Origin of the sequence: Leucobacter tenebrionis (genome assembly GCF_019884725.1) — a bacterium.
Taxonomy (GTDB): domain Bacteria; phylum Actinomycetota; class Actinomycetes; order Actinomycetales; family Microbacteriaceae; genus Leucobacter; species Leucobacter tenebrionis.
The window spans coordinates 3,219,730-3,238,085 of record NZ_CP082322.1; the positions used below are offsets into that span (position 1 = coordinate 3,219,730).

The 18,356-nt window shown below is 71.2% G+C and carries 19 protein-coding genes; 9 read left to right on the forward strand and 10 right to left on the reverse strand.

Annotated elements, in window-relative coordinates; translation table 11 throughout:
* Window positions 1-33: 33 nt before the first annotated feature.
* From KVY00_RS14735 to KVY00_RS14745, 3 genes are all read right to left on the reverse strand, one after another.
* Window positions 34-942, reverse strand: coding sequence for an SDR family oxidoreductase (locus KVY00_RS14735; protein WP_223043617.1), 909 nt, complete (start codon window positions 940-942; stop codon window positions 34-36).
* A gap of 92 nt (window positions 943-1,034) precedes the next feature.
* Complete coding sequence (locus KVY00_RS14740) at window positions 1,035-2,213, reverse strand: zinc-dependent alcohol dehydrogenase (protein WP_223043618.1); 1,179 nt, start codon at window positions 2,211-2,213, stop codon at window positions 1,035-1,037.
* Between the two features lie 114 nt (window positions 2,214-2,327).
* Window positions 2,328-3,308: an AraC family transcriptional regulator gene (locus tag KVY00_RS14745; protein ID WP_255572669.1), complete on the reverse strand. Its 981-nt coding sequence runs from the start codon at window positions 3,306-3,308 to the stop codon at window positions 2,328-2,330.
* A 162-nt stretch (window positions 3,309-3,470) separates the two neighbouring features.
* Between KVY00_RS14745 and KVY00_RS14750 the strand changes: the two genes are divergently transcribed.
* Entirely contained in the window at window positions 3,471-3,800 is a 330-nt protein-coding gene (locus tag KVY00_RS14750) for a DUF7882 family protein (RefSeq protein ID WP_223043620.1), read from the forward strand.
* 21 nt (window positions 3,801-3,821) lie between these two features.
* Here the strand turns inward: KVY00_RS14750 and KVY00_RS14755 are convergent, their stop codons facing one another.
* Window positions 3,822-4,529, reverse strand: coding sequence for a M15 family metallopeptidase (locus KVY00_RS14755; protein ID WP_223043621.1), 708 nt, complete (start codon window positions 4,527-4,529; stop codon window positions 3,822-3,824).
* Between the two features lie 88 nt (window positions 4,530-4,617).
* Between KVY00_RS14755 and KVY00_RS14760 the strand changes: the two genes are divergently transcribed.
* Together KVY00_RS14760 and KVY00_RS14765 are read left to right on the forward strand one after the other, a co-directional pair.
* Window positions 4,618-5,283 (forward strand): response regulator transcription factor, encoded by a 666-nt coding sequence (locus tag KVY00_RS14760; RefSeq protein ID WP_223045345.1) that lies wholly within the window; start codon window positions 4,618-4,620, stop codon window positions 5,281-5,283.
* Window positions 5,270-6,361 carry a sensor histidine kinase gene (locus KVY00_RS14765; protein ID WP_223043622.1) on the forward strand — a complete coding sequence of 364 codons (1,092 nt, stop codon included), beginning with the start codon at window positions 5,270-5,272 and terminating at the stop codon, window positions 6,359-6,361. The genes KVY00_RS14760 and KVY00_RS14765 overlap by 14 nt, the downstream gene beginning before the upstream one ends.
* A gap of 135 nt (window positions 6,362-6,496) precedes the next feature.
* Here the strand turns inward: KVY00_RS14765 and KVY00_RS14770 are convergent, their stop codons facing one another.
* The 4 genes from KVY00_RS14770 to KVY00_RS14785 form a co-directional block, all read right to left on the reverse strand.
* On the reverse strand, window positions 6,497-7,096 hold the full coding sequence (locus KVY00_RS14770; protein ID WP_223043623.1) for a VanZ family protein: 600 nt from the start codon (window positions 7,094-7,096) through the stop codon (window positions 6,497-6,499).
* Window positions 7,097-7,277: 181 nt separating this feature from the next.
* Window positions 7,278-8,609, reverse strand: coding sequence for an FAD-dependent oxidoreductase (locus KVY00_RS14775; protein WP_223043624.1), 1,332 nt, complete (start codon window positions 8,607-8,609; stop codon window positions 7,278-7,280).
* Window positions 8,606-9,316, reverse strand: coding sequence for a methyltransferase domain-containing protein (locus KVY00_RS14780; protein ID WP_223043625.1), 711 nt, complete (start codon window positions 9,314-9,316; stop codon window positions 8,606-8,608). The genes KVY00_RS14775 and KVY00_RS14780 overlap by 4 nt, the downstream gene beginning before the upstream one ends.
* A complete protein-coding gene (locus KVY00_RS14785) occupies window positions 9,313-10,434 on the reverse strand; it encodes a type III polyketide synthase (protein WP_223043626.1) in 1,122 nt (373 codons plus the stop codon). Before KVY00_RS14785 ends, KVY00_RS14780 begins: the two co-directional genes overlap by 4 nt.
* A gap of 215 nt (window positions 10,435-10,649) precedes the next feature.
* Here KVY00_RS14785 and KVY00_RS14790 point away from each other — a divergent pair, with 215 nt between their 5' ends.
* The 5 genes from KVY00_RS14790 to KVY00_RS14810 all read left to right on the forward strand — a co-directional run bounded on the left by KVY00_RS14790 (window position 10,650) and on the right by KVY00_RS14810 (window position 14,845).
* Entirely contained in the window at window positions 10,650-11,135 is a 486-nt protein-coding gene (locus KVY00_RS14790; RefSeq protein WP_223043627.1) for a YciE/YciF ferroxidase family protein, read from the forward strand.
* 59 nt (window positions 11,136-11,194) lie between these two features.
* Window positions 11,195-11,629 carry an acyl-CoA thioesterase gene (locus tag KVY00_RS14795; RefSeq protein WP_223043628.1) on the forward strand — a complete coding sequence of 145 codons (435 nt, stop codon included), beginning with the start codon at window positions 11,195-11,197 and terminating at the stop codon, window positions 11,627-11,629.
* A 74-nt stretch (window positions 11,630-11,703) separates the two neighbouring features.
* Window positions 11,704-12,600, forward strand: coding sequence for a helix-turn-helix domain-containing protein (locus KVY00_RS14800; protein WP_223043629.1), 897 nt, complete (start codon window positions 11,704-11,706; stop codon window positions 12,598-12,600).
* A gap of 147 nt (window positions 12,601-12,747) precedes the next feature.
* A complete protein-coding gene (locus KVY00_RS14805) occupies window positions 12,748-13,689 on the forward strand; it encodes an alpha/beta hydrolase (protein ID WP_223043630.1) in 942 nt (313 codons plus the stop codon).
* Between the two features lie 94 nt (window positions 13,690-13,783).
* Window positions 13,784-14,845, forward strand: coding sequence for a DNA topoisomerase IB (locus tag KVY00_RS14810; RefSeq protein WP_223043631.1), 1,062 nt, complete (start codon window positions 13,784-13,786; stop codon window positions 14,843-14,845).
* Here KVY00_RS14810 and KVY00_RS14820 read toward each other — a convergent pair.
* Both KVY00_RS14820 and KVY00_RS14825 read right to left on the reverse strand, forming a co-directional pair.
* Window positions 14,820-15,998, reverse strand: coding sequence for a DUF2795 domain-containing protein (locus KVY00_RS14820; protein WP_255572670.1), 1,179 nt, complete (start codon window positions 15,996-15,998; stop codon window positions 14,820-14,822). The two genes, KVY00_RS14810 and KVY00_RS14820, sit on opposite strands and share 26 nt — an antisense overlap.
* Window positions 15,995-16,996 carry a bifunctional heptose 7-phosphate kinase/heptose 1-phosphate adenyltransferase gene (locus KVY00_RS14825; protein WP_223043632.1) on the reverse strand — a complete coding sequence of 334 codons (1,002 nt, stop codon included), beginning with the start codon at window positions 16,994-16,996 and terminating at the stop codon, window positions 15,995-15,997. The genes KVY00_RS14820 and KVY00_RS14825 overlap by 4 nt, the downstream gene beginning before the upstream one ends.
* Window positions 16,997-17,054: 58 nt before the next feature.
* Between KVY00_RS14825 and KVY00_RS14830 the strand changes: the two genes are divergently transcribed.
* A complete protein-coding gene (locus KVY00_RS14830; protein ID WP_255572671.1) occupies window positions 17,055-18,350 on the forward strand; it encodes a glycosyltransferase family 9 protein in 1,296 nt (431 codons plus the stop codon).
* The last annotated feature ends 6 nt before the right edge of the window (window positions 18,351-18,356 follow it).

An 18,356-nucleotide genomic window follows, 5' to 3' on the forward strand; every position in this document is an offset into this window, starting at 1 on the left:
GGCCTCCCTGGGAGTCGGGGTCGGATCGGGGCATCACGGCGACGGGGTGCCGCCGTTGACGTTGAGGGTCTCGCCGATCACGTAGCTCGACTCGGGCGAGGTGAGGAACACGTAGGCGGGCGCGAGCTCGGTCGGCTGACCGGCGCGGCCGAGCGGCGTATCCTTGCCGAACTCGGGCAGGGCCTCCTTGGGCTGCCCGTCGGAGACCTGCAGGGGAGTCCAGATCGGGCCCGGCGCCACGGCGTTCACGCGGATGCCCTTCGGGGCGAGCGCCTGCGCGAGGCCCTTCGAGAAGTTGTTGATCGCGGCCTTGGTCGAGGCGTAGTCGAGCAGGTGCGTCGAGGGCTTGTAGGCCTGGATCGAGGTGGTGTTGACGATGGTCGACCCCGCTGGCATGTGCTTCACGGCGGCCCGCGCGATGCGGTACATCGCGTGGATGTTGGTCTCGTAGGTGTTCGTCCACTGCTCGTCGCTCAGATCGGCGATGTCCTCGACGGCGATCTGCCGACCCGCGTTGTTGACGAGCGCGTCGAGGCCGCCGAGCTGCTCGACCGCCTGCTCGACGAGCTGCTCGCAGAACTCGCGGTCGGAGATGTCGCCCGGCAGCAGGATCGCGCGCTGCCCGCTCTGCTCGATGATCTCCTTGATCTCCTCCGCGTCGGGATCCTCGGAGGGCAGGTAGGAGAGCGCGACGTCCGCGCCCTCGCGGGCGAAGGCGATCGCGACCGCCGCGCCGATCCCCGAGTCGGCCCCCGTGATGAGGGCCTTGCGGCCCATGAGCCGTCCGGTGCCGCGGTAGCTGTGCTGCCCGCGATCGGTCTGCGGGATCAGCTTCTGGTCGAGACCGGGCTCGGGCTGGTGCTGCTCGGGCGGGGAGATACTGGGGAACCGGGTCACCGGGTTCTGGAACGTCAGCTGGTCGGTGTTCGAGTGCTCGGACACGGGGCCTCCTTCGGTCGGTGCGGATGGGTGGTCTGGTGGATTCGGGCGGGGACGGTGTTCGTTCGGTGCGCGGTCGGGATCGCGCGACGGCGTCAGAGCCGAGGATCCAGCACGACCTTGATGCAGCCGTCGGTCTTCTTCTGGAACATCTCGTAGGCGTCGGGCGCGTCGTCGAGCGGCAGCCGGTGCGTGACGAGGTCTTCGGTGCCGAGGGGATCGTCGGGATCCTCGACGAGGGGCAGCAGATCCTCGACCCACGCCTTCACGTTGCACTGCCCCATGCGCAGCTGGATCTGCTTGTCGAACAGCGTGAGCATGGGCATCGGGCTCGCCTGCCCGCCGTAGACGCCGCTCAGCGAGACCGTGCCGCCGCGGCGCACGAGATCGATGGCGCCGTGCAGCGCCGCCACGCGGTCAACGCCTCCGGTCTCCATGAGCTTGCGGCCGACCGGATCGGGCAGCAGCCCCACGGTCTGCTGCGCGAGCTTCGCGGCGGGGGATCCGTGCGCTTCCATCCCCACCGCGTCGATCACGGCGTCGGGGCCGCGGCCCGCCGTGAGATCCCGGATCCGCTCGTTCACGTCGTCGGTGAGGTCGAAGGTCTGCACGCCGTAGCGCTCCGCGAGCGCGCGGCGCTCGGGCACGGGATCGATCGCGGTGACCTGCGCTCCGAGGTGCACGCCGATGCGAGCGGCGAACTGACCGACCGGCCCGAGGCCGTACACGGTGAGCGTGTCTCCCGGTCCGATGCCCGCGTACTGCACGCCCTGCCACGCCGTCGGCAGGATGTCGCTCAGGAAGAGGTAGCGGTGATCGGGCAGGTCGGGGCCGACGCGGATCGGGTTGAACCCCGCGAAGGGCACGCGCAGGTACTCGGCCTGGCCTCCCGGCACGGATCCGTAGAGGCGGGAATACCCGTAGAGCGCCGCACCCGAGCCGTACTCCCGCACCTGCGTGCGCTCGCACTGCGTAGTGAGGCCGCGCCCGCACATCCAGCACGATCCGCACGAGATGGTGAAGGGCACCACGACGCGATCCCCGACGGTGAGGCCCGCATCGGGGCCGGCCTCGATCACCCGGCCCATGGGTTCGTGCCCGATGATGTCGCCCGCGTTCATGAACGGCCCCAGCACCTCGTAGAGGTGCAAGTCGGAGCCGCAGATCGCGGTGGAGGTGACCTCGATGATCACGTCATCGGGCTCGCGCAGCGCGGGATCGGGCACGGTCTCGACGCTGACCTTGCGCTTGCCTTGCCAGGTGAGGGCTCGCATGCCTGCTCCCTTCGCCGCGGTGGGTGATGTCTCGCGCTCAATGCTTCCGGCGTCGGAAGGCGGCGACAAGGGCCTGGAAATCACAGGCCGCTTGCCGTAAGGTCTGCGCGCGGATCAGCGCGTGCGTCGCCGCAGCACCTCCGCCGGGTGCTCATCGAACTCGGCGCGGTACGCGACCGTGAAGCGCGACACGTTCGAGAACCCCCAGCGCTGCGCGATCGCGGCGAGTGTGTCACCGGGCGTTGCGGTGACGAGATCGGTGCGGGCGCCGGCGAGGCGCGCTCGCCGCAGGCACTCGCGCGGCGTCATCCCGAGTGCGCGCTTGAAGGCGTACTGCAGGCCGCGCGTCGAGATGCGCGCCGCGACCGCGACGTCGTCGACCGTGATGGGGAGGTGGGCGTTCGCGTCGATGTACGAGAGCGCGAGGCGCACGGTCTTCGGCGCCGCGACGGTCTGGTGCGACCGCCGCATCGTATCCGAGAAGGTCGTCGAGAACGTCGCGAGCGCCGTCCACAGCGCATGCTGCTCGAGGCTCGCGATCAAGAGGGGCGAGGCGTGCCCCGCGTGCCCGGCGAGCATGAGCGATGAGGCGAGGTATTCGAACGCGCGATCCCACTGCAGTGCTGCCGCCGCGTCGACGGCCTGCGGATCCTTCACCCGCACGCGCAGCGTGTCGTCGCCCGAGATCTGCCGCGCGAGGCGTTCGACGCGCGCCCGGTCGAACACGAGCGCGCGCACGTTCGCGCGGTCCTCCCAGTGCGCCCGCACGGTCTCACCGGCCGACGCCCACGGCAGATCGGAGCGCAGCGCGCGCCTCGCGCTCACGGATCCGCCGCTGCTCGTGGTGACGCGGCAGGTGAAGAGCTGATCCTCCGGCTCGATCATCGAGCGCACGTCGGCCGCCAGATCGTACTCGATCACGGAGAAGCCGGGCGTCGACACCGAGAACCAGTCGAGCTCGCAGCGGGTCTCGTCGACCTGCAGCAGCTCGGACGAGGGCGCGAATCGCCGCCAGATCTCGGCTACCTCGGCCGCTTCCGTCGAGCGGAACTGCAGGGTCTCGGGGGCGCGCTGAATCTGCGGGGAATCTGACACGTCTCGGCCTTCAGGGTCGGGCACGCCGGTGCGTGCGCCATGAAGCCTAGCGCGAGTGGCGGCCTTCGACAGAACACGAACAGTTTGTGCGCGATCTGTCAGCGCTGCGCGTTTCATGCCGCGCCTTCCGTGAGCGGGCGCCGAGGCTGCCACGATGGGCGCATGGGGTATCTGGTGCACGGGGGTAACACCTATGAGTTCGAGGATCGGGTGCTCGCCCACCTCAAGACGGTCATCGGTCAGAAGCTGCGCAAGCAGGAGTGCTTCTTCTTGAGCTGGTCGAAGAGCGCCGAGTCGGGCAGCGGCCGCGTGTCGGTGTGGCTGTCCCCGCACATCGCGATCGCGTTCAGGTTCTCGGGTAGCCGCCCTCCGCAGCTCAACCCGACGTGGCTCAGGGCGCTGACCTCGCTCTCGCATACGCCGCGCGGCCTCGTCGTCATTTCCGAGGAGGAGGCCGAGGCCTACGCGAAGAAGGAGCAGGCCGGGGCTTAGGTGCCTGCCCTGCGTGCCGGGCTACTGCTGCAGGCGGGGATCCTCGGTCGGGTCGGCGTACATGATCGGGCAGCCGCTGCTCGTCGCGTCGGGAACCAGCTCATAGTGCCACGGCTCGTTCGCGTAGGTCTGGCAGAGCCCATAGCTCGCGCCGTAGGCGGAGAGCCAGGCCGGAGCGTCCGCGCCGTCGATGTCTACGGCATCGCCGGAGACGTGAGCCGAGGTCTGCGGGCTCGCGACCCAGCGCGAGGCCTCCTCGAGCGAGCCGTACTGCGAGACGGCGTCGCGCAGCATCTGCTCCTGCAGCTCGGCCGATCGCCAGCCGCTGTTGACGATGAACTCGATGCCCTGGCTCCGAGCATCGGCGGCCGCGGCCCGCAGCGCCTGCAGCAGCTCGGGTCGCAGGTTCGTGATGCCGTCGTAGCCGTCGTCGAACACGGTGATCCCATCGGGGAGTCGTCCGTCAGAACCGCCGGTGCGCCCCTCGGCCTCCGCGAGGCCGGGCGCCTGCTCGGGAGTGGCGGCCGGGGCCGAGTCGCCGCCGGAGGGGTCGGGATCGCGGACCCCGATCCGCTCCTGCGGCTGCGTCGACGCGGCGTCCGCGGGCGCAGACGCAGCCCCGACCTGGGAGACGATGACGCCGATCGTGGTCGCGGTGGCGAGGATGAGGCCGAGCACGGCGACCTGGATCGCTCGGTGGCCCCGGGGTGCTGAGTCGGTGCGTTGCATGCCCGCCAGTCAACCCGGGCGGGTGTTGCGAGGGCGTACGCGGTTTTCGATATGCCCGCGATATGCCGCGCCTCGTAGCATGGAGACCATGCGTGTGCTGGTGGTGGAGGACGAGCCCTATCTCGCGGAAGCCGTGCGCGACGGGCTCCGGCTCGAGGCGATCGCGGCCGACATCGCCGGCGACGGAGACACGGCACTCGAGCTGCTGAGCGTCAACGCCTACGACATCGCCGTGCTCGACCGCGACATCCCCGGCCCCTCCGGCGACGAGATCGCCCGGAGCATCGTCGCCTCGGGCAGCGGAATGCCGATCCTCATGCTCACCGCCGCCGATCGCCTCGACGACAAGGCCTCCGGCTTCGAGCTCGGCGCCGACGACTACCTCACCAAGCCCTTCGAGCTGCAGGAACTCGTGATGCGCCTGCGCGCCCTCGACCGCCGCCGCGCCCACAACCGCCCGCCCGTGCGCGAGATCGCGGGGCTGAGACTCGATCCGTTCCGCCGCGAGGTCTACCGCGACGGCCGCTACGTCGCGCTCACCCGCAAGCAGTTCGCGGTGCTCGAGGTGCTCGTGGCGGCGGACGGCGGGGTGATCAGCTCCGAGGAACTGCTCGAGAAGGCCTGGGACGAGAACGCGGATCCGTTCACCAACGCCGTGCGCATCACGGTCTCGGCGCTGCGGAAGCGCCTCGGGGAGCCGTGGCTCATCGCGACAGTGCCCGGCGTGGGGTACCGGATCGATGCCGGCGCATAGGCGGCCCGGCCTCAGTGCGCGGCTCAAACTCGCTCTCAGCTACGCGGGGTTCCTCATGCTCGCGGGAACGCTGCTGCTCGCGGTCGTGTGGATGTTCCTGCTGCGCTACGTGCCCCCGAACGCGACCTACGGTCCGGGAGGCTACTTTTTTCCGGGACGCGGCGATCTGATCCGCGCCTTCGTGCCGGCGGCGGGCTGGGCGCTCGCCTTCCTGCTGGTGTTCGGGCTCGTGGGCGGCTGGTGGCTCGCGGGGCGCATGCTCGTGCCGCTGCGCCGCATCTCCGAGGCGACCCGCCGGGCCGCCGAGGGCTCGCTCTCGTACCGCATCGACATGGACGGGCCGCGCGACGAGTTCAGGGAGCTCGCCGACAGTTTCGACGCGATGCTCGCGCAGCTCGAGGCGCACGTGGCCGAGCAACAGCGCTTCGCGGCGAACGCCTCGCACGAGCTGCGCACACCGCTGGCGGTCACGCAGACGATGATCGATGTGGCGCGCAGAGATCCCGATCACGACCACCGCGAACTGCTCGAGCGCCTGCGCGTCGTGAACTCGCGCGCGATCGACCTCACCGAGGCGCTGCTGCTGCTCAGCCGCGCCGACCGCCGCTCGTTCGCGCGCGAGACCGTCGACCTCTCGCTCATCGCCGAGGAGGCCGCCGAGACGCTGCTGCCGCTCGCCGAGAAGCACGGCGTCGAGATCGAGGTGAGCGGGGAGGCGGCCCTCACCGAGGGCTCGTACGCGCTGCTGCTGCAGACGACCGTCAACCTGCTGCACAACGCCGTCGTGCACAATCTCGCCGAGGGCGGCCTCGTGCGCCTCGTCACCGATGCGGGGCCCGGGTGCGCGACGCTGACCGTCGAGAACACGGGGGAGCGGCTCAGCCCGCAGCTGGTCGCGACGCTCACCGAGCCCTTCAGACGCGGCAGCGAGCGGATCCGCAGCGATCACGCGGGCGTCGGGCTGGGCCTCGCCATCGTCAAGAGCATCGTGCGCGCGCACGACGGCGAGCTCGCGCTGGCGGCCCGACCGGAGGGTGGCCTGCGCGTCGCGGTGCGGCTCCCCGCCGCGCGGAGGTGACCGCGCCCTGAGCCTGCTGAAGGGAACTCCGCACTCCAGCTCTTCCTTCGGATCGATCCGGGCTCCTGCCGTCGAGACCGCCCCTCACCGTGAGCGCCAGAGGCAGTGTCGACGGCGGGAGACGGTCTCGATGCCTCAGCGGAGGGGAGACGTCGCGAACGCCGCGCAGGCGACGGTCGCGACGAGCGTGCAGGCGAGGGCCCACCGCGTGATCACCGCGGACGAGCGGCTTCCCAACGCGCGCCGCGCGAGGGCGAGCAGCGCGAGTCCCGCGAGACCTCCGGCCGTGTTGACGATCACGTCGGTGGTGTCGGCGCTGCCGACCGCGAGCGCGTACTGCGCTGCTTCGAGAGCGGTGCTTGTCGCGGCGCCCGCGACTGCGACCCTCGACCAGGCTCCGCGGGGCGTGAGCAGTCCGAGGTAGACGCCGAGTGGCGTGAAGAGCAGCAGGTTCGCCAGCACCTCGCGCGGGGCACTGGATCCGTACTCCGCGGTCGAGACGAAGGGCACGAGTTTGAGCAGTCGGGTGCCAGCCGCTTCCGAGTAGGGGGCCTCGAGCTTCCACACCACGACCCAGACGAGCAGCATGATGTACACCGCGAGCAGCACGCCGAGGAGTGCGCGCTGCGCGGGAGTCGGGCGGGCTACGGCTGCTCGACGCGGGCGCCGCGGCATCGCGCTCGCCGCGGCCGGCACGGGCAGCGTGCGGGTTCGGGGGAGGGTGATCTCTGACATGTTCCCACCCAAGCCGACGCTGTGTTGCGGTCGTGTTCGCGAATTTCGATACATCCGCGATATGCGATGGATCGTCTGCGCCGCTGCGCTCCTCGGGGAACGGGTTGAGGCTCGAGAGCGAGTACGAGCTCAAGGACGGGCGCAGGGATGGGGCGGTGGCTCGGGGAACGGGTGCGAGGGTTCAGCGCGAGGCGGCGCGGTCGAAGCCCATCGCGTACGCGCGGGCGGCGAGCCGTGCGACGGGGCCGCGGACGACGGCCCCGACTGTCGCGACGAGCGTACGGTGCGCGCTCGGGGATCGGGACCGGCCGATGCCCGTGTTGAGCGAGGCGAGTCGCGCGGCGGTGCGCGCCGAGGCGAGCCTGTTGCGCTCCCACCGCTCGAGGCGGCGCTCGGCTTCCGCGGAATCCGATCCCTCCCGCAACCACGCGGCGAGCGCGGGCGCGAGCGTCGCGGCGTCGAGCAGCCCGAGGTTCATGCCCTGGCCTCCGATGGGGCTCACCTCGTGCGCCGCGTCGCCGATCACGAAGAGCGCGCCGCTGCGCATGCGGGGCAGCAGGAGCCGTCTGATGCCGAACACGGTCGCGGACTCCACGAGCGACGCGAGCTCGGTCTCTCCGGTGCGCCCGGCGACCGCTCGGCGCAGGCGCTCGGCAGGGGCGACGGGCTCGGCAACGTCGATAGGCGCGGCAAGTTCGACGGGCTCGGCAAGCTCGACGGGCTCGGCAAGCTCGACAGGCTTTGCACGGTCGAGTCGGCGGGCCGCGCCCGATCCCGGCCCGCCGCCGAGGCTGTCCCAGGCGACGAGCCGGCGCCCTCCGTTCGGCAGGGGGAACGATTCCACGACGCCCTCCGGGTCGAGCGTGATGATCGCGAGATCCTGCGGTTGCCCCGGGGCGTGCGCCAGGTCGGTCATGAGGTAGCGGTCGGCATAGGTGCGGCCGCGGGATCGCGAGAGCGGCAGCAGCGCCTCCCGGCCCGAGGCTCCCACCGCCACGATCACTGCGCGGGCGCGCACCTCGAGATCGACCGCGAGATCGGCCGGGGTACCGTCGTGAGCCCCGCCGCCCGGGGCGCTTTCGCCGGCGAGCCTCACCAGCAGGCTGACGCCGTCAGAGCGCCGGGTGATCCGGCGCACCTCAGCTCCCCGCACCGGCGCCGGGACTCCGAACGCGAGCGCGGTCTCCGTCGTCGCCTGCGGCACGGCCGCGACGAACGGGAAGCGCGTGCCGCGACGATCGAAGCTCACCTCGCCCAGCACCCGTCCGCTCCGGGAGCGGGCGATGCCGCGCGGGATGCGGGCGGCCTCCGCGAGCATGCGCTCGGTCGCGCCCGAGGCCTCGAGTGCGGCGAGTGCGGGCGGGTGCACGCCGATGGCGCGGGTGCCGGGTTCCGGATCGCGGCGCCGCTCGAGCACCACCGTGTCGACGCCGAGCCGGTGCAGCTCGGCGGCGGCGCACAGCCCGGCGGGCCCGGCGCCGATCACCACCGCGTCGTGCGCCTCGGGGCTCACCGACGCGCCTCCGGCGAAGATCCGCGATGCACCGCGAGCAGTCGGAACGCGGTCGGCTGCTCGGCGGTCCAACCCGCGGGGAGTCGCGCTGCCAGCTCGGCGCGGGTGTAGCTGCGCCGGATGCTGCGCAGGCCGTCGACGCGCAGGAGGGTGCCCGGGGCGAGCGGCGCGGCGCCCACCGAGAAGGCCGCGTAAGCGCGCGGATCCCTCGCGATATCGGAGTGCACGCACAGCCGCGTGGCGAGCGCCGCCGAGTCGGCGATGACGCTGTCGAAATCGTCGCCCCCGAGGTGGTGCAGCAGGTGATTGGAGACGACCACGTCGAAGCGCTCGCCCGCGGCCACCAGTTCGCCGCTGCTCGCCTGCCGGTAGCCGATGCTGCTTCCGCTCGCGCCGGCCTGAGCCACCTCGAGGGCTCGCGGATCCGGATCGATGCCCACCCCCTCGACCGCGAAGCCGTCGCGACGCGCGAGTCGCAGCAGTCTGCGCAGCACGTCACCGCCGCCGCATCCGATGTCCAGGATTCGGGCAGGGCCGGGTGCGGCCGCGAGCGCGGGCCGCACGTGCGAGCGGTACACGCGCCCCCAGCGGGAGACGGCGCGGTTCACGATCCAGAACCGCTGCAGCGTGCGGCGCAGCTTCGCGGGATCGCAGGCGGGGTCGTCCATCAGCTCGGTGAGCCGTTCGTCGCGGGAGGCCAGGTTCATGCGCGCTCCGGCTCGCGCCCGCCGCCCGTGCGCAGTGTGAGCCGCGCGGTCTCGACGGTGAGCCCCGGCCCGAAGCAGAGACCGGCGACGCGAGCCCCGTCCGCGAGCGCGGGATCCGCGAGGATGCGTCGCAGGATGAACAGGATCGTCGCGCTCGACATATTGCCGAAGTCGCGCAGCACCGCGCGCGAGTGCTCCATCGCCTCGTCGGGCAGGTCGACCCCGCCCTGCACGCGATCGAGCACGCTGCGCCCGCCCGGGTGCACGGCCCAGGCGTCGACCTCGCGGAGCGGGTCCGCCCCGTCGAGCATGCTCTCGACGACGCCCGCGATCTCGCGGCCGATGATGCGCGGCACCTCGGCCGTGAGCCGCATCTCGAAGCCGCTGTCGCCGATGGTCCAGTCCATGTCCTGCTCGCCCTCCGACGTGATCGCGGTCGAGAAGTCGCCCATCTCGAACCATGGGCGACCCGGTTTCGGATCGGCTGACGAGACGATCGCCGCGCCCGCACCGTCGCCGAACACCGCCGATGCGACGATCTGCTCGGGGTCGCTCGACGACCTGATGTGCAGCGAGCAGAGCTCGGTGCAGACGACGAGCACCACGGCGCCGGGCCGCGAATCCGCGATCGCCTTCGCGGTTCGCAGCGCGGGGAACGCGGCTGCGCACCCCATGAAGCCGATGTGCGTGCGCTCGGCGGTGTTCGGGAGTCCGAGATGCCTGACCAACAGGTAGTCGGGGCCGGGCGCGAAGAAGCCCGTGCACGACGCGGTGACGACGTGGGTGACCTCGGAGGCATCGAACCCGGATCGCTCGAGCGCGTCTTGGGCGGCCGCCTCCGTGAGCGGCGGGGCCTCCCGGCGGTAGACGGCGTTGCGCGCACCCGTGCTCGGCGCCTGCAGCAGCTCTCCGTCCTCCGAGAACAGCGTGCCTCCCGACCCGATCTGGCCGATCACCGAGTAGCGGTGCTCGATGGCGGACTGGTCGAAGGCGGCCCCGATGAGGCGGGCAGTGAGGCGATTCACCTCGGGCTGGGCCGCGAAGAAGTCGCGGGCCCGAGATTGATCGAGCCTGGCGGCGGGCACGGCGGTGCCGAGGGAGAGGAGCTTCGTTGGCATGGTCCCATACAAGCCGATGCGCGGCTCCGGCGGGAGGGGTTGACACTTCGGATCTCCGAGAGCGGCCCTCGCGATAGCGGCTCGGTGCACGCTCGCGCAAGCCCCTGTGCCGGGAGCCTCGGCCGTTCCTACAATCACCGAGAGACCGGTCGGCGTCATCACGGGCCGCCCGGAAGCTCTGGAGAATCGTCAGAAACCACTCGAAGGAGAAGCCCATGTCACAGCGAAGCCTCGAAACCCCGACTGACCTGCTGCGCTTCCAGCTGCGCACCGCCATGACCATGGAGCAGGATTCGCTTGCGGCCCTGGGAGATCTGGCCGAGGCGGCGCCGTCAAAGGATATTCAGAAGCTCTTCCGCCACCACTCTGACGAGACGCGCGAGCAGATCGAGAATCTGCGCAAGGTCTTCGGGCTGCTCGAGTTTCCCGAGTCCACCGCGGGTTCGCCCGCGACGAAGGGGATCTCGCGCCAGGCGCACGGCCTCATCGAGCGCTCCGACCGCGCGCTGCTCGACCAGGTGACCCTCTCGTGCGCGCTCGGCAACGAGCACTACGAGATCTCGGTCTACCAGTCGCTCATCACCGCGACGGAGGCCGAGGGGGCCGCAGAAGCCGCGAAGCTGCTCTCCGACAATCTCGACCAGGAGACGCACACGAGCGAGGAGCTGCTCACGCGCCTGCGCGAACTCGCCGGGGCGTGAACGCCCTCGGTCACACGTTCGCCTCAGAACCGTAACAGGCCGGCCGTAGGATCGCGGCCATGCAGAACACGCGCGCGACCGAGAACATCAATTTCTACACCCGCAAGTGGGTGCGGCCCGAGGACCTCAACGCCAACGGCACGCTCTTCGGCGGCAGCCTGCTGCGATGGATCGATGAGGAAGCCGCGATCTACGCGATCATTCAGCTCGGCAACCATCGTGTCGTCACCAAGTTCATCTCGGAGATCGACTTCGAGTCGTCGGCTCGCCAGGGAGACCTCATCGAGATGGGACTGGTCGCCACGCATTTCGGGCGCACGTCGATCACGATGCGCGCCCAGGTGCGCAACATGATCACCCGCAAGACCATCCTCAGTATCGAACGGATCGTGTTCGTCAACCTGGACGAGCACGGGGACGCGGTGCCTCACGGCTACACCTCGATCACCTACGATCGTGACCGCATGCCCACGTCGAGCGCGGGCCAGGATTGAAAGCCCGGCCGGATCGGGCACGGAGGGTGACGCGTTCCATCGTGTTCCTGGGATAAGACTGTTAGCCTGATGGCATGCCCCGATCCTCTGGCACCCGTGCTCCCCAGCTCCGCGAACTCGGGGAGTTTCTGCGCGTGCGTCGAGGCGCGCTCGATCCCGAGGATCTCGGCATCTCGGCGGTCGGCTCGCGACGGCGCGTGAGCGGCCTGCGCCGCGAAGAGGTCGCGGACCTCGCGAGCATCAGCAGCGACTACTACGCCCGCATCGAGCAGGGGCGGCTGGCGCCTTCACCGCCGGTGATGGCGTCCCTCGTGCGAGTGCTGAGACTCGACGAGGATCAGGCGGACTACGCCTCGAGCCTGATCGAGCACGCGGCGCACGCGGAGCAGGCCGCCTCCGTCGACCCGGGAGCCGAGGCGTCGCGGTCGCCGCGGGCCGACCGGTTCCGCGTGCGGCCTCAACTGCAGAGGCTGCTCGAGCAGCTCACGGAGACGCCCGCGATCGTGCTCGGGCCGCGCACCGAGATCCTGGCCTGGAATCCCCTCGCCGAACAGGTCTACGCGCCCTTCGGCGAGATGTCGAAGAAGCAGCTCAACTACGTGAGATTGATCTTCACCGACCCCGCTATGCGCGAGCTCTTCGCCGACTGGCCCTCGGTGGCGCGATCCTGCGTGGCGATCCTGCGGCGCGAGGCCGCGGCGAGCCCCGAGGATCCGGCGCTGTCGGCGCTGGTCGGAGAGTTGACGATATCTGATCGCGATTTCGGCCGCTGGTGGGCGGCTCGCAACGTGGCGAGGCAGGATTTCGGTACCAAGCTGCTGCGGCACCCGAGGGTGGGCGAGCTCACCCTCGACTGGGACATCTTCAGGTATGCCAGCGCTCCCGAGCAGCAGCTCATCGTGAACTCGTGCGAGCCGGGTTCCGAGACGCGTGAGCGCCTCGCCAGGCTGCTGGAGGACGCGCGCGGCTGAGCGCCGCGACGGTCCCTCCTCTGGGTGGGAATGATCCTTCCTAGGAACAAATCCGTCCTGGTGGAGGATGTCGTTCCTCGGAATGATGGAGAACATGCCCGGATCCCCGGGCACCATGATCCACACGATCCGCACGAGGAGAAACCGATGGCTGATTCGAACATTCAGAGCGTGACCTTCCGCAACCCCGACATGTACTGGGACATGGCGGCCGACATCTACCTTCCGGCCGGATTCGACGAGAACGCGAGCTACCCCGCGGTCGTCGCGGCTCATCCGATCGGCAGCTGCAAGGAGCAGACCGCGGGCAATATCTACGCGACGGCGCTCGCAGAGGCCGGTTACGTGGCCATCGCCTTCGACGCGAGCTTCCAGGGCGAGAGCGGCGGCGAGCCCCGCAGGCTCGAGGACCCGGCTCAGCGAGTTGAGGATTTCAGCCGGGTGGTCGACTACCTCGTGACGCTGCCCTACGTCGACGCCGACCGCATCGGCGTGCTCGGCGTCTGCGGCGGCGGAGGTTACGCCTGGGCCGCCGCCAAGACTGAGAAGCGCTTCAAGGCCGTGGTCTCGGCGACCGGCGTGAACTACGGGCGCATGTCGCGGGAGAACTCCGCTGCTGCCGGCGGGACGATCGAGGCGCTGCGGGCGATCGCCGCCCAGCGCAGCGCCGAGATCCGCGGCGAGGCCGAGAGCTCGATGAATGCCGCGCTCGCGCCCTCCGCAGAGGCGGCGCAGCAGATCGGCGACATCGACGTGATCGAGGCGTACGACTACTACTGCACGCCGCGCGCGCAGCACCCGAACGGCACCGCCACCTTCGAGGTCGCTCACGGGGCTTCCGTGATGGCGTGGGACGCCTTCCACCTGGCCGACGAGCTCCTCGACCAGCCCCTGCTCGTGATCGTCGGGGATAAGCAGGGCGCGTTCGGCGCCTACCGCGACGGCCACGAGATCTACGAGCGCGCGGCCTCTGCCGACAAGCAGCTGCTCGTGATCGAGGGCGCCTCGCACTACGACATCTACGACCGGCCGAACGGCGCGGGCAAGGCCGTCGAGGCTGCTGTGCCCTTCTTCCAGAAGCACCTGTAAAGAGTCTCCCCGCGCTGTGCCCGCTCCGGTCGGTTTTCAAATCGATCCGAGCGGGCACAGTTGAGTGAAGGGGGAGATGAGGATCGGGGGAGGGATGGCCGCTCGCAGCGAGGTGAAGCGCAGCCGGAGCGCCGGCGCGGCGCGGCGGCTCCCCATCTCCCGGGAACCGGCGGGCGACGGTTTCATCTACCGTCTGAACGGGCGCAGGATCACGAAGCGCTCCGAGATCGAGCGCCTGGACGCGCTCGCCGTGCCGCCGGCGTGGGCCGATGTCGAGATCGCGCGTTCCCCGAGGGCCAAGGTGCAGGCGCGCGGCATCGACGCCGCCGGGCGCACGCAGACGATCTACCACCCCGCCTTCAGACGCAGACAGGATCGGCGCAAGTTCGCGAGGCTCGAGCGCTTCGGCGCAGCGCTGCCCGCGCTGCGCGCAGCCGTCGACCGCGACCTGCGCAGGCGCCGTCTGAACCGCGACCGCGTGACCGCCTGCGCGGTGCGACTCATCGATCGGCAGCTCTTCCGCGTCGGGAGCGCGCGCTATGCCGAGCAGCATCGCAGCTACGGGGTGACCACCCTGCGGGCGCAGCATCTCGATGCCACGACCACCTCGGTCGGTTTCGACTTCGTCGGCAAGAGCGGCAAGCGGCAGCGCGGGCGCATCAGGGATACGCGCGTCGCCCGCCTGATCGCACAGCTCGAGGAGCTGCCCGGACCCGAGGTGTTCCGCTTCTTCGATGAGGACGGAGTGGTGCAGCGGCTGCGCAGCCGCCACGTCAACGCCTACGTGAAGCGGCACATGGGCGAGGAGTTCACGGCCAAGGACTTCCGCACCTGGGGCGGCACCGTGGTCGTGGCCTCGGCGCTGCTCGACCTCTCGGAGGAGCAGCTGGCGTCGGCGAGGGCGCGCACGGATGCGCTGCGGGCGGCCGTCCGCGAGGCGGCGGCAAGACTCGGCAACACCCCGGCCGTCACCCGCTCCTCGTACGTCGATCCGCGGGTCATGGAGGCCGCCGACCGGCCCGAGGTGCTCGCGCGCGTGCAGCGCTCGCTCGCCGGACGGCGATCCCGCCGCTTTCTCGACCCCGGCGAGCAGGGCACGCTCGCCCTGCTCGCCGAGATGAGCACGACCTCTACGAGTCGCCGAGCTGCTCGCTGACCGCGGTCGGCGAGTCGTACTCGCGATCCGGCAGTCCGTCGAGCGCGTCGCAGACCGCTTGATCGGCCCCGGCGTCTTTCGCGACCCGCAGCAGATCCTGCTTGGAGGCCGGATAGTCGACTCCTCCCAGGTGCTTCTGGATCTGAACGGGATTGGGCTGCTCGGGCATGAGCGCCTCCTTTCTTCTCGGGGATGGTTCGGGATCGGGATCCGGTGGGGACGGATCGGGATCGGGTGGGGAGGGATCGGGATCGTCGTCGGGCGGGGGCGGACCGGGATCGGCGTCGGGCCGGGGGAAGACGATGTCGCTCACCTCGACGCGGCGGTCGGTCACGGTGGTCGGGGCCTCGAGATGCACGGCGCCGCTCGGCAGCACGCCGGCACCGCCGGCCCGCTCCATGACGCGCCACTGCGCGACCCGATCCTCGCCCGCATGCTGGGGCGGCAGCCGCCGCCAGAACTCGAAGCCGCCCGCCTCGACGAGCGCTCGCCGGTCGAACAGCACGCACGCGCCGATCCAGGCGATCCGATAGAGCAGCCGGTCGTCGTCGCGCAGCCGCTGCTGCCGCGCCAGATGCGCGGGGTTGGCGGCGTTGTGCAGCGGCCACCGTTCGAAGGCATCGAGCCACGGCCGGACGCGCTCGGGGGCGACCTGCCCGTGCGGCCAGGGTTCGAACCGCTCCGTCTCCTCGGGTCTCACGTCGCCGAGGTGCGAGAGGCCCTGCACGGCGTACCCGACGAGTCCGCACTCGGCCTCGCTCATCGCGGCGTCGAGGCGCCCGAGCGCACCCGGTTCGAGCCAGACGTCGTCGTCGAGGAAGAGCACGCGGTCGGCCGAGGCGCAGTCGAGCAGGAACTGCCGCTGCTCGGCCATGCCCCGCCGCGGCAGGTGCCGGCGAAGCTCGACGGGCCTGCCCTCGGCCTCCAGCACGCGCATCATGGCGCACACCGCGGGTGCGCGGTCGACCCCCTCCTCGGACTGGTCGCTGATGATCACGGCGAAGGGCGGATCCTGCTGCGCGGCGAGCCCGGCGAGGGTCACCGCGAGCTCCGCCGTGCGGCCGGCGGTCGGGATGAGCACGTCGATGCGCGGCTGCGGAGCGGGGGCCGGATCAGCCCACCGCGCGGCGCCTCGACGAGTGCCGGGGTTCATCGCCGTACCGCTTCCGCCTCGCGCGAGAACCACTCGCCGAGCTCTTCGATGGAGCAGACGCAGGTACCCGCGCGCTGCACGGCCACGCTCGCAGCCCCCTGCGCGAACGTCGCGGCGTCCTCCAGCGAGACCCCGGCGGCGCGGGCGGTCGTGATGGCCGCGGCGAAGACATCGCCGGCGCCGGAGGCGTGCCGCTCGGGGGCGGGCTCGGCATAGGTGCGCACGGGATCGCCGTCGCGTCGGAGCAGCACCGTGCCGGTGCGGTCGAGCGTGACGGCGACCGTCGCGGCGCCGGTGGCTTCGAGCAGGGTCTCGGTGGCGGCGATCGCGCGCTGCGCCCGCTCGTCGCCCGAGCCGAGCGAGACGCCCGGCAGCGTCTCCGCCTCGGCTGCGTTGGGGGTGACGATGTCGGGGCGCAGATCGCGCCAGCGCCCGGGCCGGTGCGCGTCGACCACGATGAGCGCGGGGCGGGGCATGCGAGCGAGCCGCTCCACCACGAAGTCGTCGAGCAGCGTCGACCCGTAGTCGCAGACGAGCAGGGCGTCGCTGTTCTTCACCGCCCGTTCCGCGCGCTCGCAGAACTCCTCCCTGACTTTGAGCGGCCACGCCTCGTCGCGATCCTGATCGAGGCGCAGCAGCACGTGGTCGTCGACCGTCACGCGCACCTTGGTCGTGGTGCTCGCACCCGCGACGCCTGCGAGGTCGGACACGTCGACGCCAGCAGCCGAGAGCTGCGCGCGCAGCTCCGCGGCCGCGTCGTCGGCGCCGACGACCCCGACGGCCCTCGCCCGCGCGCCGAGGGCCGCGAGGTTGAGGGCGGTGTTCGCGGAACCGCCGGGCGCCTCGGTGCGGTCGATGAGGTGCACCACCGGTGCCGGGGCCTCCCTGGCGACGCGCTCGGCGCTGCCGTTCCACCACCCGTCGAGCAGGTAGTCGCCGATCACGGTCACGCGCGGACGGGCAGTGCGCACCCGCTCGATGCACTCTTCAGGACTCATGGTCGTGGCCTCCCTTCGGGCTCCGGACTTTCACGTTTGCGGTCCTCGACTCGCGGGCATGAGAAGAGGAGAGGATCTTGCGGCGCCCGGCGCCGAGACGTTGGAGAGGAGCGACACGATGCGCTGGAGACGACGAGAAGACGACCGCGGCGCGACGACGGAGCCGGACGCGCTCGCGGTCGCCCCGCTGGGCGCCCGCCTGGAGGGGGTGCGTCGCATCGCGGTGCTGCGCGCGGGCGGCCTGGGCGACCTGCTGTTCACGCTCCCCGCGATCCGCGCGCTCTCCGCCGCCTACCCCGATGCCGAGGTGACCCTGCTCGGTACCCGGCTCGCTGCGGACCTGCTGCAGCGCCGCGAGGGCTCCCCGCACCGGGTCGTGCCGTTGCCGGTCGTGCCGGGGGTGGGCGCCGACCCGGGCGAGCGCGGCGACGGGCCCGGCATCGCGACCTTCCTCGAGCAGCAGCGGCTCGTCGGCTACGACCTCGCCGCGCAGATGCACGGGGGCGGCCGCTTCTCGAACGCGTTCCTGCTCGAACTCGGCGCCCGCTGCACGATCGGCACGCGCACGCCTGATGCCGCCCAGCTCGACCGCAGCATCGACTACGTCTACTCGCAGCACGAGGTGATGCGGTGGCTCGAGGTCGCAGGGCTCGTGGGGGCCGCTCCCGTGGAGCTGGAGCCGCGCGTGGGCGTCACGGAGATCGAGCGCGAGCTCGGTGAGAGCTTCAGGGGCGAGGATCGGAGGCCGATGGTCGCGATGCATCCGGGAGCGACGGATCCCCGCAGGCGCTGGCCGGTCTCGCACTTCGCGGAGCTCGCCACGGAGCTCGCTCGCGAGGGGGTGAGAGTCGTGCTGATCGGCAGCGCCGATGACGAACGGCGGCTGTGCGGGCGCATCGTCGACGCCCTGGGCTTCGACGCGGCCGCGACCGGGCTGGTCGAGGACGCCTCGGGGCGCCTGCCGATGCCCGAGCTGGTGGGGCTGCTGAGCGCGGCCGATGTGATGGTCGGCAACGATAGCGGACCGCGCCACCTCGCTCAAGCCGTCGGCACCCGCACCGCCTCGATCTTCTGGTGCGGCAACATGCTCAACGCGGGCCCGTTCCCGCGGCAGCGGCACCGCACCCGGATCTCGTGGACCGCCCGGTGCCCGGTCTGCGGCATCGACTGCACGCCCGAGCGGGTGGCCGTGGAGCGCTGCGAGCACGACGTCTCCTTCGTCGACGACGTGCCGGTCGAGGCCGTGCTCGCCGACGTGCGCGAGCTGCTCGCGGGGGCGCACAGCGATCCCGAGGCCGGCAGCGATCCCGCCATCCGCAGCGGTCCCGCGGCGCGCACTCATCCCGCGCGGTGAGACCGC

Excerpts from the sequence above, each read along its gene's own strand:
- KVY00_RS14795 (WP_223043628.1), top strand. The coding sequence starts at position 11,195 with ATGCAGAACACGCGCGCGACCGAGAACATCAATTTCTACACCCGCAAG.
- KVY00_RS14810 (WP_223043631.1), top strand. The coding sequence starts at position 13,784 with ATGGCCGCTCGCAGCGAGGTGAAGCGCAGCCGGAGCGCCGGCGCGGCG.
- KVY00_RS14780 (WP_223043625.1), bottom strand. The coding sequence starts at position 9,316 with ATGAACCTGGCCTCCCGCGACGAACGGCTCACCGAGCTGATGGACGAC.
- KVY00_RS14830 (WP_255572671.1), top strand. The coding sequence starts at position 17,055 with ATGAGAAGAGGAGAGGATCTTGCGGCGCCCGGCGCCGAGACGTTGGAG.
- KVY00_RS14820 (WP_255572670.1), bottom strand. The coding sequence starts at position 15,998 with ATGAACCCCGGCACTCGTCGAGGCGCCGCGCGGTGGGCTGATCCGGCC.
- KVY00_RS14760 (WP_223045345.1), top strand. The coding sequence starts at position 4,618 with ATGCGTGTGCTGGTGGTGGAGGACGAGCCCTATCTCGCGGAAGCCGTG.
- KVY00_RS14825 (WP_223043632.1), bottom strand. The coding sequence starts at position 16,996 with ATGAGTCCTGAAGAGTGCATCGAGCGGGTGCGCACTGCCCGTCCGCGC.
- KVY00_RS14785 (WP_223043626.1), bottom strand. The coding sequence starts at position 10,434 with ATGCCAACGAAGCTCCTCTCCCTCGGCACCGCCGTGCCCGCCGCCAGG.
- KVY00_RS14765 (WP_223043622.1), top strand. The coding sequence starts at position 5,270 with ATGCCGGCGCATAGGCGGCCCGGCCTCAGTGCGCGGCTCAAACTCGCT.
- KVY00_RS14770 (WP_223043623.1), bottom strand. The coding sequence starts at position 7,096 with ATGTCAGAGATCACCCTCCCCCGAACCCGCACGCTGCCCGTGCCGGCC.
- KVY00_RS14740 (WP_223043618.1), bottom strand. The coding sequence starts at position 2,213 with ATGCGAGCCCTCACCTGGCAAGGCAAGCGCAAGGTCAGCGTCGAGACC.
- KVY00_RS14805 (WP_223043630.1), top strand. The coding sequence starts at position 12,748 with ATGGCTGATTCGAACATTCAGAGCGTGACCTTCCGCAACCCCGACATG.
- KVY00_RS14790 (WP_223043627.1), top strand. The coding sequence starts at position 10,650 with ATGTCACAGCGAAGCCTCGAAACCCCGACTGACCTGCTGCGCTTCCAG.
- KVY00_RS14755 (WP_223043621.1), bottom strand. The coding sequence starts at position 4,529 with ATGCAACGCACCGACTCAGCACCCCGGGGCCACCGAGCGATCCAGGTC.
- KVY00_RS14800 (WP_223043629.1), top strand. The coding sequence starts at position 11,704 with ATGCCCCGATCCTCTGGCACCCGTGCTCCCCAGCTCCGCGAACTCGGG.
- KVY00_RS14750 (WP_223043620.1), top strand. The coding sequence starts at position 3,471 with ATGGGGTATCTGGTGCACGGGGGTAACACCTATGAGTTCGAGGATCGG.